Source organism: Geothermobacter ehrlichii, assembly GCF_008124615.1.
Lineage (GTDB): Bacteria > Desulfobacterota > Desulfuromonadia > Desulfuromonadales > Geothermobacteraceae > Geothermobacter > Geothermobacter ehrlichii.
Genome location: NZ_VNIB01000008.1, coordinates 38,901 through 53,305, shown reverse-complemented (window position 1 = coordinate 53,305; position 14,405 = coordinate 38,901). Strand labels below are relative to the sequence as shown.

The window sequence follows — 14,405 nt, the reverse complement described above, 5'->3', positions numbered from 1 at the left end:
GGTCAGAGGCCGCTCGACTGCAGCGAGTCGGTAATCGCCAGCTCTTCCAGGCGCAGCACCATGCGGCGGCGGATCGCCGTCGGAATCTCAATGTGCAGGCACAGCGGGGGCGGCGACAGCTCGAGCGCCTTGCTGCGCTGCAGGGCGTTGGCGCCGGCGCCGGGCAGCCAGCGCACTCCCTCCTCCGGCAGCCAGCTCCTCTCTTCCCCCTCGATCAGGCTGGCGGTGTGCCGGCGCGGATCGATGCGGCGACCGACGGCCTGCAGTCCACCGAGCAGGACGAAATTGAAGCAACGGTCGGCCTGCTCGCAGAACTGAAGAAAGATCTCCTCCGACAGCTCCCGCACCAGCTCCAGTCCCCGTCGCAGCCTGGTCGACGGAAAGAGGTGCAGGACCGGCCCGCGTTCCTCGAGCCGGCCGAAATCCTCCGGCCGGACATAGGGAGGCCAGCCGCCCAGGCCGACAACCACCTTGCGGTCGTCCCGGCAGGTGCCGACACAGCCGTGGATATCGAGAATCAGCGCCGGCGCCGGCAGCGCCAGCAATTGCAGAAAGCGGGGCAGATTGCGCTCGGTCTTGTAGCTGCAGGGGCGTCCCTTTTCGTCGACATAGGGATAGATGACGTCGATGTTGCTCGGATTGAGCGGCACGCCCCAGCGCCGCAGTTTCTCGAGATTGGCGTCGGTCAGCGGCTCACGACCGGCGAAACCGAGATTGATCACCGCCGCCACCGCCTTTCCGGTCCGCAGAAAATAGAGCGCCACCTCCAGGGTATGGGGATCGTAGGGACCGTGCGGCGCCGTGAGCAGCGTCCCGTCCGCCGGCAGCCCGCCCCGGCGACGCAGCAGCAGTGAGCCGCCTGCGTCGTCCGGCAGGTAGCGGGCCTCGAAGCCCGGCAGCCCGGCGCCGCAGCCGGTCCAGCCGAGATCCTGCTGCGGCAGATGGTGGAAGAAGCGCTCGAGAACCCTCTCCCGCCAGACGGCGACGAAGCGGATCACCCGGTCGGGCAGCCGGTAGTAGACCCGGTAGGTCCGCTCGTCGAGCAGCACCTGGATGTCGAGCCGTTTCAGCAGCTCCCGGTTGTAGCCGTTCTGGGTGGTGGCCAGCAGGCGGTCGGTCAGATCGACCATGCCGGCGATCTCCGCCTCACTCAGGGGATGGTCCAGCAGCTCCACCCGTTTCAGATGGTGGTAGTCCTCCCGGCCGATTTCCACTTCGAGCCGGTTGAGATGTCGCCGGAACGGAGCGCTTTCGTCGACGGTAAAGGACGACAGAAAGAGCGGCGGTATGTAGGGGCAGCTGTTGTTCATCGTCGGTTGCACCTGTTCATTATGGGGGCAGGCCTCCCGCAAAAACAACTGGAATCCGGCAGCCCGGACCGCGAAGACGCACCGCCCGGCAGAAGCAAGCGCAACCGATTCCGGCCGGCAAACACCGGCGCGCTGCGATCCGGTCTGGACGCGGCCTCCGTTGTCGGGCAGAATGGGAGCCATAACCGGTCCCCCCGACCGGCACTTCTGCCCATGAACCACGACACCGGTACCATTCTGGAAGCGATCGTCCTCGGCTCGGGAGGCAGTCCGGGCGTTCCCATGCCGGGCTGCGACTGCGGAGTCTGCCGCTCCACCGACCCGCGCAACAACCGCACCCGCTGCAGCCTGCTTATCCGCTACCGGGGACGCAATCTGCTGATCGACACCACCACCGACCTGCGGCAGCAGGTCCTGCGCGAAGGCATCGACCGGATCGACGCCGTCCTCTACACCCACGGCCATGCCGACCATGTCCACGGCATCGACGATTTGCGCCCCTTCAACCGCTGGCGGCAGGAGCCGATTCCCGTCTACGCCTCGGAGACGACCATCCGTCACCTGCACCGGGTTTTCCCCTACATCTTTGCCGATCCGGCGCCTGAAGGCTACCGCCCCCGCCTCAGCTCGCACATCCTGACGGGACCGACCGACATCCTCGGACTGCGGATCGTTCCGGTGCCACTGATCCACGGCGCCGGCGAAGCGACCGGCTACCGCATCGGTCCCCTGGCCTACCTGACCGACTGCAGCGCCATTCCCGAAAGCTCGTGGCCCCTGCTCGAGGGGATCGAGGTCCTGATTCTCGACGGCCTGCGACTGCGCCCCCACCCAACCCATTTCCACCTGGCAAAGGCAGTGGAAGCAGGTCGACGCATCGGCGCCGGAAAAACCTACCTCACCCACCTGAACCACGAAATCGACCATCCCCGCCACCAGCCGGAGCTGCCGGCGGGTTTCTTTCTCGCCCACGACGGACTGCGGATTTTCCTCGAATACAGCCTGTCGGAAGAATCCACTTGAATTTACACATAATTCAGTTTTAATTGGAGGAATGCTTTCACCGGAATCAATGAGTCCATGCCGGATGGAGAACGCAAGTGCCTGGCCTGAACAGGTTTTCAGAAAATCCCAGACGCCCCCGCAGGTTCGCCGGCGACTTTTGAAAAACGCTGACAGATCAATGACTTGTGCCATCCACCGGTGATGAACTCACCGATTCAGGTTTCATCCCGGACCGAAACCATGCACCAGGAAATCCGCCTGCACGGACATCTTGACAATACCATCGAGTATTACGCCACCGCGGCCAGCTACAACCTGCGCCAGAGCTATTTCTACGAGCAGAATGGCGCCAGCCTGCGCTTCTTCAGCCCGGGCAACGAACTGCTGCTGAGTCCGGAGGGTCTCGAGCACCGGGGCAACGGCGGCACCTTCTGCGAATACATGTTCGGCGTCGACCAGCCCCTCTCCGACATGGCCAAGGCGGAGGTCCGCAACCGCCTGGTCCTCTTCGGCGCCACCTACCGGAACCGGCACGAACTGGTTTTCACCGACCATACCGACGGCCAGCTTTCCTATGACCGGATCTTCCTCGACGGACACGCGGTCTGCAACTACTTCTTCTTCCTCTCCGGCTCGGTATCCGGCCGCCTGAGCCAGCAGCAGCAGGAGATCGTCCGCCTGCTGGGCAAGCAGCTCAAACGCAGCCCCCATGTCGGCCACGGCGACGACAGCGAACTGATCGGCGAACTGATCGGACTGATCGGCCACCGCAGCACCCTCTACCTGGTGAAGCTGATTCACAAGCGCCACAAGGCCTACCAGGAGGCCTTCGCCGAACTCTACTTCGCCAGCAAGGCGATCGAGGATGCCGACTTCAACCAGCTGAAGCGGCTGGCGGCAGGCCTCGGCATCGACCGCTACCAGCAGGAACGCATCCGCATCGATGTCATGTACCGGCATCCTGACAACCGGCGGATCGTCGACGAGTACAAGAACATCCTCATCGACTGCAATCGCCGGGGACACATCGGCGCCGCCGACAACGCCCGGCTGACCCGGCTGAAAACCCTGTCGGTCCGCAAGAAGATTCCCAGCGCCCTCTTCTACACCCTCGACGAAATGCTGCGCGACGACCGGCTTCTGCATCCGGACGAAAAGGAGGACTATCTCTCCGAAACCCGGCAGATCCTCGAGGGCATCCTGCTGCAGGACGCCCAGATCGATGCCGGCATCACCAACGAAGACATGGTCAAGCTGCTCGAGGCCAAGAAGACGGCATGCGAAAACCGCGACCACGGTTTCGAGCAGCTGCTGCTCGAAACCGGCAAGATCTGCGACGAGCGCATCCGCGACGGCGCCGACCTGTCCCTGCTGGAAAGCTTTTCTCACATCATTACCTATTTCGACCGCTACGACAGCGTCTCCACCCATATCAACCGGCTGGCCTTCATGGAGGGGATGCGCCTGAGCGAAGAGACCATCCGCAGCCTGCTCGGCAACCGGAATGCCTTCGAACAACTGGAAAAAGGCCTTTTCGATCGCCTCTTCTTCGCCGGCATCCTCGGCAACGCCTATCTCGGCCGCTACGGTCGCAAAAAGGTGGAGCTGCTGCGCCTGGGACTGGCCGCCATCGCCGACGGCAGCCTGACCATCCGTCAGCTGCTGGAGCAGGAAGAGGAGATCGCCGTCGAAGAGCAGCTCTACCAGCGGCTGCTCGACCAGGTCAAGGACCGCATCCGCAACCTCTACTCGCGATACAACACCCGCGCCGAGCAGGAGGCCCTGCGGCGGGAGCTGAGCGAAGAATTCGGCAACAAGGGGATCTGGCAGGGCGAGATTCCGAAGAAGCTGTTCCGCGACGTGCTGCTCAACATCAAGAAAGAGGCCATCTACCTGCACAGCCTGCTGCCGCAAATCATCTCCGGACGCAACCTGGCCCTGCGCGAGGATTTTCTCGAGAACAGCGGCCTCGACCGTTTCCATGTCGAGGAGCTGGAACGCGAATACTGCGAACAGAACCGGATTGATCCGGAGGTTCTCAACAACCTGCGCCGGGGGCTGAACAGCGAGGTCCGGCCATGACCCTTCCCGTGCTCGACAGAATCCGCAACTTCGGCATCATCTCGCATATCGACGCCGGCAAGACCACCGTCTCGGAACGGTTCCTCTTCTATACCGGCGAAATCCACAAGATGGGCGAAGTGCACGAAGGCTCCGCCACCATGGACTGGATGGATCAGGAGCAGGAGCGCGGCATCACCATCACCGCCACCGCCACCGTCTGCCACTGGAAGGACTGGTGGTTCAACCTGATCGACACCCCCGGACACATCGACTTCACCATCGAGGTCGAACGCTCGCTGCGGGCCCTGGACGGCGCTCTCGCCATTTTCAGCGCTGTCGAGGGGGTGCAGTCACAGAGTGAATCGGTCTGGCGGCAGGCGGGGCGCTACAATGTGCCCCGCATCTGCCTGATCAACAAGATGGACCGCACCGGGGCCGACTTTCGCGCCGTACTCGAGCAGATGCGCAGTCAGCTCATGGCCCGGCCGGTCCTGATGCAGTGGCCCGTCGGCGAAGAGGGAAATTTCCGCGGCATCGTCGACCTGCTGCGCGGCACCGCCCTGCTGTTCGGCGACAAGCCGGAACAGCCGCCGGAGGAAGCGCCGGTGCCGGAAGAGCTGGCGGCGGAGGTCGCCGAAGCTCGTGAACGGCTGGTAGAGGTCGCCGCAGATTACGACGAAGAGATCCTGACCGCCTTTCTCGAGGGGGAACCGGTCACTACCGAGCGCCTGGTCGCCGCCATCCGCCGGGGCACCCTGGCCGGCGAGATCTTTCCGGTCTTTCTCGGCAGCGCCCTGCGCAACAGGGGGATGCAGCCGCTGCTCGACGCCATCGGCCTCTTTCTCCCTTCCCCCCTCGATCGCCCGACGGCGACCGCCCACCCCCTCGACCGCCCGGATGAAAGCCTCGACATCACCTGCGACCCCGAAGGGCCGGCCTGCGCCCTGGCCTTCAAGGTCATCTCCGACGAGGGACGCAAGCTGACCTACCTGCGGCTCTACGCCGGCAGCATCGAACCGGGCACTACGCTGCTCAACAGCCGGACCGGCGAACAGGAGAAGATCGCCCGGCTCTTCCGCATGCACGCCCACAAGCGGGAGCGGCTCGACCGGGCCTGCGCCGGCGACATCGTCGCCGCCACCGGCCTGAAGAACGCCCTGACCGGCGACACCCTCTGCGCCGTCGAGCAGCCGGTCCGCCTCAGCGGCCTCAGCATCCCCGAGCCGGTGGTCTCCATCGCCATCGAACCGCGCCGGGTGGACGATCGAGACCGGATCTTTCCGGCCCTGGAAAAATTGCAGTGGGAAGATCCGACCTTTCGCGTGCACGAGAATGAAGAGACCGGACAGACGATCCTCTCCGGCATGGGCGAACTGCACCTCGAGGTCACCATCCGCCGGCTGACCGACGATTTCGGCGTGCAGGTCCTGACCGGACGGCCCCAGGTCGTCTACCGCGAAACCCTGCGCGGCCCTGCCGAACACCACGAAACCTTCCAGCGCGAGGCCGAAGGCCGGGTCCAGTCCGGCGAAATCAGGCTCCGGCTGAGCCCCGCCTCGCGGGGCGCCGGCTGCAACATCGATCTGCCGGAGCGGCTCGACCTGCCCGAGCCCTGGCGGCAGACCCTGCGCGAAAGCCTCGCCCTGGCCTGCCAGGCCGGTGTGTGCACCGGCTACCCGCTGACCGATCTCGTCGTCGAAGTGCTCGAGGTTCCGGTGGAGGATGGCACCACCGAAACCGGCCTGCGCGCCGCAGCCCAGCGGGGCCTGGCCATGGCTGCCCGCCAGGCCGGGATTCTGCTGCTGGAGCCGGTAATGAACCTCGAAATCACCACTCCCGGCGAATCCACCGGCAAGGTTCTCGGCTCGCTGCAACAGAAACGCGGCCAGATCGAAGCCGTCGATCCACAGGGCGAGTTCGAACTGGTGCGGGCCAGAGTCCCCCTCTCGGAGATGTTCGGCTTCATGACCGAACTGCGCAGCGCCACCCGCGGCCGGGGAACCTTCACCATGGAATTCGCCCGCTACGACCGGGCACCGGACGACGTCCAGGCCCGCTTCGGACTGCTCTGACCGGCCGTTTCCATCCGTTTACGCTCCCTCCCTGTCCGCCTTCGCTCCCCCTCTCCCCGCCTAGAAAAGCAACCAGGAACGGCTATACTTTTTGATACAGCCGGCAAAACCGACCAACCGACGGGAGGAGATCCATGGCGACGCGACCTGTTGCTCCGACACTGATTCATCATCTCAAGGCAGTCAGGGCGGGAAAAAGACGGTTCGAGAACTCCGTTCAGGGCGTGGCGCGCATGATTCTCGAACAGGAGATCAGCAAGGTCGTGGTCAACGGCAAGACCACCTACGATTTCAGCATCTTCCGCCGGGGAAACAAACACGTCATCGGCATGTTCGACGAGATCAACAGCTTCGTCTCCTTCGTCAAGGACGCCGCCGAGGGCGGCTCCTCGAAGGAAATGGCCTTCGTGCTGGTGGGTGAACCGGGCAACGGCAAGACCTTCTTCGTCGAGTTCCTCTGCAGCTGCTACCGGCGGTTTCTCGCCCGGCCGGAAAACCGCAAGTACACCTTCGCCTTCAATGGCCTGGAAAAGATCGGCGGCTACGGCAAGTTGTCGCGAATCGAATCCCAGACCTACGAAGACCCGATGGTGCTGGCCATGAACGTCGGCGAGACCATCGAGCAGAGCAAGGAATGGCTTGCCGCCAAGGGCGGTTTCAAGGACGCCGACATCGACCAGCTCTACCGCGACTACCGGCCGCTGGGCGCCTGCAGCGAGTACATCTGGAACAATATCCGCCGCTACTGCGACGGCAACATCGACGAGATGCTCAAATTCATCGAGATCGTGCCGGTGCCGATGACCGAAAGCCTGGGCACCATAACCGGCAAGTATTCGGCCAAGGACAAGATCACCTCTTCGGCCGTCGACCTGCTCGGCGAAGAATCGATCCAGCGGCTGCTGCACATTACCGACACCAACAACCCCTACCGCTTCGACCTGCGCCGCGGCGCCCTGGCGCGGGTCGCCGGCGGCGGCATCCACTTTTCCGACGAGATATTCAAGAACAAGAAGGACCTGGTTCAGGTCTATCTCGCCGTCATCCAGAACCGCACCATCGAAATCGACGGCTACAAGTGGCCCATCGATACCATGATCGTCGCCACCAGCAACAATTCCGAGTTCAACCGCTTCCTGGCGGAGAAGGAAGAGGCGCCGATCATCGACCGTTGCCGCGTCTGCTACGTCTCCCACAACACCGACTACATCCGCCAGCGGGAACTGACCGCCTACGCCATCGGCTCAGAAACCAAGACCACCCTCAGCCGCGAGGCGCTGCACCAGGACCCGAATCTCAACTACGCCGCCTCGGTGGCCGCGGTGCTCACCCGGCTGCCCCGGTCGGAGAAGCTGACCCCGATCGAAACCATGAAGCTGGCCGCCGGCGAAGTCGCCGGCGAAAAGAGCATCAAGACCCTGGCCGAGGTGATCGACACCCTCAACCAGGACCCGGACATCACCAAGCGGTTCGGCCAGAAAGGCCTTGGGCAACGCAACCTGGGCCGGGCCATCCAGCTGCTCGGCGAAAGCTCCGAAACCAACGAGGGTCACTGCATGGTCGCCATCGACTTTTTCCCAGCCCTTGAGCGGGTGATCCTCGATTACGTGCCCGACGCCAACGACCGGGCCAAGTACCTCGAGGACCTCAAGATCGCCCGCAGTCTCTACCGGGAACGGGTGATGACCGAGATGTTCAATGCCTACATGGACGAGCCGATGGCCATCCGCAAGGACGTGATGAACTACGTCAACATGATCATCGGCATCGACGCCGAAAACCTGGGGCCGGACAAGATGTGGAAATACAAGGATCCGCAGACCGGCGAACTGAAGGCGATCAAGATCGACGAGCGCTTCGTCAAGAGTGTCGAGGAACTGCTCGGCCTGAAGACGGAGGAACAGCGGGAGACCTTCCGCACCTCCATCCGCAAGATCTACGGCCAGAAGATCACCGTCGATCCAAACTACGACTTCATGGACAACCTCGAGCTGGTCAAGGCAGTCACCGACGTACGGCTGAAGTCGGACATCGCCGGCGCCGGCAGCCTGATCGGCGCCCTGGCCAACCGGACCAACGAAGAGAACCAGAAACTCTACGACCGCATGATCAGCACCATGCTGGAAAAACTCGGCTACTGCCGTACCTGCGCCCAGAAGACCATCGAGTACTTCTGCACCCAGGAGGACGAATCCTGACCCCCGACCCCCGACGAACGGCCACCGGCATGAAACAGAAGCTCTGGCAACGCTACCACCAGCTGAAAAGAGCGGGGCTCACGGCGGAACAGGAGCGCATGATCCTGCGTGAACTGCGTCACGAAGGGCACCACGACCTGCCGGCCCCCCCCGGGCAAACGGTGCCGATCGTCGACAGTCTCTACGCCTGGAACGACCTGGCGGCGCTGCAGGCCCTGACCCGCCCCGCCGGCAGCTACGCCGCCCGCATCCACACCCTCGACGAACTGCTCGAGCGGGACCGGCAGCGCGAAGAGGACGGCTTTCCGCGCAAGATCCGGGTCGGCCGCATGGTCCGCCCGGGCCGCGGCAGAGAAGACAAGGTGGTGGTGGTTCCGACCACGGTCGAGGAGAAATTTCTGCACGACATGAGCGCCGGGCCGCCAACCGAATCGACCTCCGGCGGCTCGGGAGACGGCGAGGAGGGGGAGCTGGTCGGCGAGCAGCCGGTGCGCCAGCAGGGCGAAAGCGGCTCCGGCCAGGCCGGCCAGGGGGGCGGTGGTGCCCACGAGCTCGAATCGAACGCCTATGACCTCGGCAAAATCCTTACCGAAAAGTTCGAACTGCCCAACCTCAAGGACAAGGGGAAGAAGCGCTCGCTGACCCGCTATACCTATGATCTGACCGACCGGAACCGCGGCTCCGGCCAGGTACTCGACAAGAAGGCCACTCTGCGCAGGATTCTCGAAACCAATATCGGACTGGGCCGGCTGCCCGACTTCGACGAGATCGACACCAGCGAATTTATCATCGCCCCCCGGGACCGGATCTATCGCGTCCTGTCGCAGGAGAAGGACTACGAATCCCAGGCGATGGTCTTTTTTGTCCGCGACTATTCCGGCTCCATGGGCGGCAAGGCGACCGAGGTCGTCTGCACCCAGCACGTGCTGATCTACAGCTGGCTGCTCTACCAGTACCAGAGGCAGGTGGAGACCCGCTTCATCCTGCACGATACCGAAGCCAGGGAGGTCGAGGACTTCTACACCTACTACAACTCCAAGGTCGCCGGCGGCACCGAGGTCGCCTCCGCCTACCGGCTGGTGAACGAGATCGTCGAACGGGAAAGCCTGGAGCGCGACTACAACATCTACGTTTTTCATGGCACCGACGGCGACGACTGGGACACCACCGGCAAGAAGACCATCCCCGAACTGAAACGCATGCTGCGCTACGCCAGTCGGGTCGGTATCACCATCGCCGAACATGCCTACACCGAGGCCGGCAACACCGAAGTCGACAAGTACCTGCACAAATCGGGCCTGCTCAAGGACGCGAAAAACCTGCTGCGCAAGGACACCCTGAGCGAAAACAGCGACGAGGCACGCATCATCGAGGGGATCAAGAAGTTGATTTCGGAGTGACGAGTGACGAGTGACGAGTGACGAGGGACGAGGGACGAGGGACGAGGGACGAGGGACGAGGGACGAGGGACGAGGGACGAGGGACGAGGGACGAGGGACGAGGGACGAGGGACGAGAAAAGACTGGCCTGAACGCCGAACGAACCCAAGCGGAAAGGAATCCGGAGCGAGGAGTTTTTTGTCAAATCAAGGAAGCCGAGCGAAGGCGCCGGAGGCGTAGCAGAAGCTGCGTCGACGCAGACTGTGCACCGGCATACAACTCGTGCAGAAAGGTGACAGAAACGAGGATTTTTCCACGAGGTCAAGGCGTCGAGCACGGGTCAAGGAGGCGTAGCCAAAACTACGTCGACGCAGACCGCGCGCAGACAACGCAGAGATCGTGGAAAAAGACCGTTTCCCGGTAGCAATGGAACTGATTGACCAGCACACCAAACGAATCATGGAAGGCTGCAAGGAGCGGGCGCGCGACGCCGGCCTCTCTTTCAGCGACGAGACGCTGGAATACATCGTCTCCAACCGGGACCTGCTCGAGCTGACGCCGAAGAACATGATCCCGACCATGTACGACTACTGGGTGCATGACGTCGAGGTTATGCGGGAGCGGGGGCGTTACGAACTCTACCCGGACAACCCCTTCGAGACGGTCATCAACACCCGGCCGGCCATCTCCTTCTACAACGACAACAATCCGGACTGGCTGAACGTGATGATCTTCTACCACGTTCTGGCCCATATCGATTTTTTCCAGAACAATCTCTATTTCCGCCACACCTGGGATTTCGATTTCACCGCCCAGGCCCTGGCCGACAAACGGCTGATCGCCCAGCTGCGGTCGCGTTACGGCCGCTGGGTCGACTATGTGATCGAATTTTCGCTCAGCATCGACAATCTGGTCGACTATCACGGCCTGCTCGGCGACCTGCACCGCCCCCGCCAGATCAAGGCCAGCAGCCGGATCGATTACTATTTCGACATCTTTCTGCAACAGATACGCAAGGTTCGAACCCGGGAATATCTCGATGAGATCGACCGCTACAACGCCTGCGTCCGGGAAGCGGGCGAGCTGTGCGAACAGGCCTTCTTCGCCGACACGGTCAAGAAATATCCCGAATTCGAAGCCCTCTACCAGAAGCATGTCGCCAGTCGTCCGAAACGTGACGACGACCTGATGCTCTTTTTGCTGGAGCATTCCGAATTCCTCAACCGCGAAGAGAACAAGTGGATGCAGTCGGTCCTGCACGTGGTACGCAACACCAGCCTCTATTTCCAGCCGCAGATCCGCACCAAGATCATGAACGAGGGCTGGGCCAGCTACTGGCACGAGGAGCTCTTCCTCACCGACGACCGGATCCGCGGTCACGAAATCAATTTCGCCCGGGTCAACGCCTTCGTCACCGCCCTGCCGCGGGTCGGCCTGAATCCCTATGCCATCGGCCTGCGCCTCTTCCGCCACATCGAGGAGAAGGCCGACCGCGGCCAGCTCGACTGGGACTACCAGAAACTGCGCGACCGGCACCAGCGGGCCGGCTTCGACCGCAATACCGGCCGGGGGAAGGAGACCATCTTCCTGGTGCGGGAGAACCTGTCCGACTTCCTCTTCATCAACCAGTTCGTCGACCAGGACTTCATCGACCGTTACCGGCTTTTCGTCAGCGAAAAGCGGCTCAACGAGGAGCGGATGGTCTGGGAATACCGGGTCGGCAGCCGGCGGGCCGAAGACTACCGCCGCATGCTGCTCGACAGCCTCTACCATCCACCCCGCATCCGCATCGACGCCAGCAGCAGCGACAATGGAACCCTGAAACTGGTACACGTCTTCGAGGGACGGCCGCTGGTGCAGGAGTACATCCACGGAACCATGATCGGGATCGAATATCTCTGGGGCGGGCCGGTCGAACTCGAAACCCACGAAATGGCGCCGGCTCCGCCGTCCCGCTCAGGGGAACCTGCCGAACCGAAGTGGATCCGAGTCCGCTACCGGATGCAGCAGCGTCAACTCAAGCGGGAAGAACTGGACGCGGCATGAAAAAGATCGACCAGGCCCTGACCAACATCGACCGCTCCCTGCGGCGGCAGAAGAAGCCGCAGACCATCCGCTTCGAGCAGTACCTCGAGCACCTCAGCCGCAATCCGGCCCTGGTCCTGCGTAACGTCTTCCAGGTCTTTTCCGACCTGATCCAGACCTGCATCGAGGCCGGCACGGACGAATACGAGGGGGACCCGGAGTCGATCCACTACATGGCCTACGACTGCAGCCGCCTCTTCGTCGAGGACACCGACCGCCCCTTCTTCGCCGACCGGCTCTTCGCCAACCGGCTGGTCGCCCTGGCCGGCACCCTGCAGCGCAGCGCCCAGCAGAACAAGATCTACATCTTCGAAGGGCCGCACGGCAGCGGAAAGAGCACCTTTCTCAACAACCTGCTGAAAAAGTTCGAGGAATACGCCAACAGCCCGGAAGGCTGCCGCTACGAGGCGGTGTGGCGGCTCGACAAGGAGGTGCTCATCCGTTTCGACGAACGGGAAACCAGTCTGCTGATCAACCGGCTGTCGCAAATGCTGGACAAGACGGCCAGCCTGCAGGACGACATCATCCAGGCGCAGAAAAACGCCTACGAATCGGCCCACATCGTGGAAGTTCCCTGCCCCAGCCATGACAGTCCGATTCTCATCGTGCCCAAGGAGCTGCGCCGCTCCTTCATCGACGACCTGTTCGCCAACACCAAGCACAAGTACGAGATCTTCACCGAAAAAGAATACGAGTGGGTATTCAGGGACCAGGCCTGCACCATCTGCACTTCCCTCTACGAGGCCCTGCTCGACAAGCTCGGCAGTCCGGCCGAAGTACTGAAGATGCTGCATGCCCGCCCCTTCCGCTTCAACCGACGGCTCGGTGAGGGGATCAGCGTCTTCAGCCCCGGCGATGCCCCGGCCAAGGAGAGCATCCTGACCAACCCCATCCTGCAGTCGCGCATCGACGACATCCTGCGGGACAGCAACCGGGTGCGCTACATCTATTCGCGGTTCGCCAGGACCAACAACGGCATCTACGCCCTGATGGACATCAAGTCGCACAACAAGGACCGCTTCTTCGAGCTGCACAACATCATCAGCGAGGGCGTGCACAAGGTCGAGGATATCGAGGAGAACGTCAACTCCATGTTCATCGCCCTGCTCAACCCGGAGGACCGGGACAACATCGAAAATTTCCAGTCCTTCACCGACCGCACCGAAACCATCAAGATCCCCTACGTGCTCGATCTGAAGACTGAGGTCGAGATTTACCGGCACCATTTCGGCAAACATATCGAAGAGGCCTTCCTGCCGCGGGTGCTGCACAACTTCGCCCGGGTGATCATCGCCTCGCGGCTCAACCCAACCTCACAGGCGATGCTCGACTGGATCGAGGATCCGAAGAAATACGCCCTGTACTGCGACGAAAACCTGCTGCTGCTGAAGATGGAGATATTCACCGGCCACATCCCCGAATGGCTGACCAGCGAAGACCGCAAGCGGCTCACCGCCAAGCGCCGGCGCAAGATCATTGCCGAATCGGAAACCGAAGGCTTCAAGGGTGTTTCCGGCCGCGACTCGATCCGCATCTTCAACGACCTCTTCTCCACCATGTCGCGCAAGGATCAGCTGATCGACATGACCACGGTGGTCCGCTTCTTCTCCAGAACCCACCCGGAGCTGAAGAAGCAGCTCCCCGAGGGCTTCATGGATTCGCTGCTGCGCATGTACGACTACACGGTACTGCAGGAAGTGCGCGAATCCCTCTACTACTACAACGAGGAACAGATCTCCAACGACATCCAGAACTACCTGTTCGCCCTCAATTACGATCTCGGCAGCAAGGTCACCAACCGCTTCAACGGCCAGAAGGTCGAAGTGACCGAGGAGTTCCTCTCCACCATCGAAAACCGCCTGCTCGGCGCCGGGGCGTCCAGCGAACAGCGCCAGGCCTTCCGCCTGGAAACGCAGAAGGAATACACCGCCCGCACCCTGACCCAGGAGATCATGGTCGAGGGGCACCCCCTGACCGAAACCGAGCTGTACCGGCGCCTCTACGAACGCTATGTTGACAGCCTCAAGGAGAAAGCCCTCGATCCCTTCCTCGAGAACGAAAACTTCCGCCGCGCTATCAAGGATTACGAGCGCGAGGAATTCAGGACCTACGACCGCAAGATCCGCGAGGACGTCAGCTACCTGATCCAGAACCTCTGCGAGCGACACAACTACTCGAAGAAGGGCGCCAAAGAAGTCTGCATCTACGTCATCGACAACAACCTGACCGGCAAGTTCAGCTGAGCTCCCCCTTTCGTCCCCTTTCATGAAAGGAGAGGCTGGTGTATCCTGT

Annotated in this window: 8 protein-coding genes; 7 read left to right on the top strand and 1 reads right to left on the bottom strand. The window is 62.4% G+C overall.

The features are described from left to right. Positions 1-2: 2 nt before the first annotated feature. Entirely contained in the window at positions 3-1,310 is a 1,308-nt protein-coding gene (locus EDC39_RS09675; RefSeq protein ID WP_148896178.1) for a hypothetical protein, read from the bottom strand. A 213-nt stretch (positions 1,311-1,523) separates the two neighbouring features. On the opposite strand from EDC39_RS09675, the gene EDC39_RS09670 reads away from it, so the two are divergent. The 7 genes from EDC39_RS09670 to EDC39_RS09635 all read left to right on the top strand — a co-directional run bounded on the left by EDC39_RS09670 (position 1,524) and on the right by EDC39_RS09635 (position 14,356). Next, positions 1,524-2,333, top strand: a complete 810-nt coding sequence (locus tag EDC39_RS09670; protein ID WP_148896177.1) for a GPMC system MBL fold metallohydrolase — start codon at positions 1,524-1,526, stop codon at positions 2,331-2,333. 222 nt (positions 2,334-2,555) lie between these two features. Then, positions 2,556-4,397, top strand: coding sequence for a TIGR04442 family protein (locus tag EDC39_RS09665; protein WP_148896244.1), 1,842 nt, complete (start codon positions 2,556-2,558; stop codon positions 4,395-4,397). Continuing rightward, positions 4,394-6,451, top strand: a complete 2,058-nt coding sequence (gene fusA, locus EDC39_RS09660; protein ID WP_148896176.1) for an elongation factor G — start codon at positions 4,394-4,396, stop codon at positions 6,449-6,451. The genes EDC39_RS09665 and fusA overlap by 4 nt, the downstream gene beginning before the upstream one ends. A gap of 134 nt (positions 6,452-6,585) precedes the next feature. Further along, complete coding sequence (locus EDC39_RS09655) at positions 6,586-8,649, top strand: serine protein kinase PrkA (protein WP_148896175.1); 2,064 nt, start codon at positions 6,586-6,588, stop codon at positions 8,647-8,649. A gap of 29 nt (positions 8,650-8,678) precedes the next feature. After that, positions 8,679-10,049: a DUF444 family protein gene (locus tag EDC39_RS09650; protein ID WP_148896174.1), complete on the top strand. Its 1,371-nt coding sequence runs from the start codon at positions 8,679-8,681 to the stop codon at positions 10,047-10,049. Positions 10,050-10,454: 405 nt separating this feature from the next. Next, entirely contained in the window at positions 10,455-12,074 is a 1,620-nt protein-coding gene (locus tag EDC39_RS09640; RefSeq protein ID WP_148896173.1) for a SpoVR family protein, read from the top strand. Then, a complete protein-coding gene (locus EDC39_RS09635) occupies positions 12,071-14,356 on the top strand; it encodes a serine protein kinase PrkA (protein WP_148896172.1) in 2,286 nt (761 codons plus the stop codon). The genes EDC39_RS09640 and EDC39_RS09635 overlap by 4 nt, the downstream gene beginning before the upstream one ends. Positions 14,357-14,405 lie beyond the last annotated feature (49 nt).

Coding starts and splice junctions, on each gene's coding strand:
- EDC39_RS09675 (WP_148896178.1), bottom strand. CDS start 1,310: ATGAACAACAGCTGCCCCTACATACCGCCGCTCTTTCTGTCGTCCTTT.
- EDC39_RS09670 (WP_148896177.1), top strand. CDS start 1,524: ATGAACCACGACACCGGTACCATTCTGGAAGCGATCGTCCTCGGCTCG.
- EDC39_RS09665 (WP_148896244.1), top strand. CDS start 2,556: ATGCACCAGGAAATCCGCCTGCACGGACATCTTGACAATACCATCGAG.
- fusA (WP_148896176.1), top strand. CDS start 4,394: ATGACCCTTCCCGTGCTCGACAGAATCCGCAACTTCGGCATCATCTCG.
- EDC39_RS09655 (WP_148896175.1), top strand. CDS start 6,586: ATGGCGACGCGACCTGTTGCTCCGACACTGATTCATCATCTCAAGGCA.
- EDC39_RS09650 (WP_148896174.1), top strand. CDS start 8,679: ATGAAACAGAAGCTCTGGCAACGCTACCACCAGCTGAAAAGAGCGGGG.
- EDC39_RS09640 (WP_148896173.1), top strand. CDS start 10,455: ATGGAACTGATTGACCAGCACACCAAACGAATCATGGAAGGCTGCAAG.
- EDC39_RS09635 (WP_148896172.1), top strand. CDS start 12,071: ATGAAAAAGATCGACCAGGCCCTGACCAACATCGACCGCTCCCTGCGG.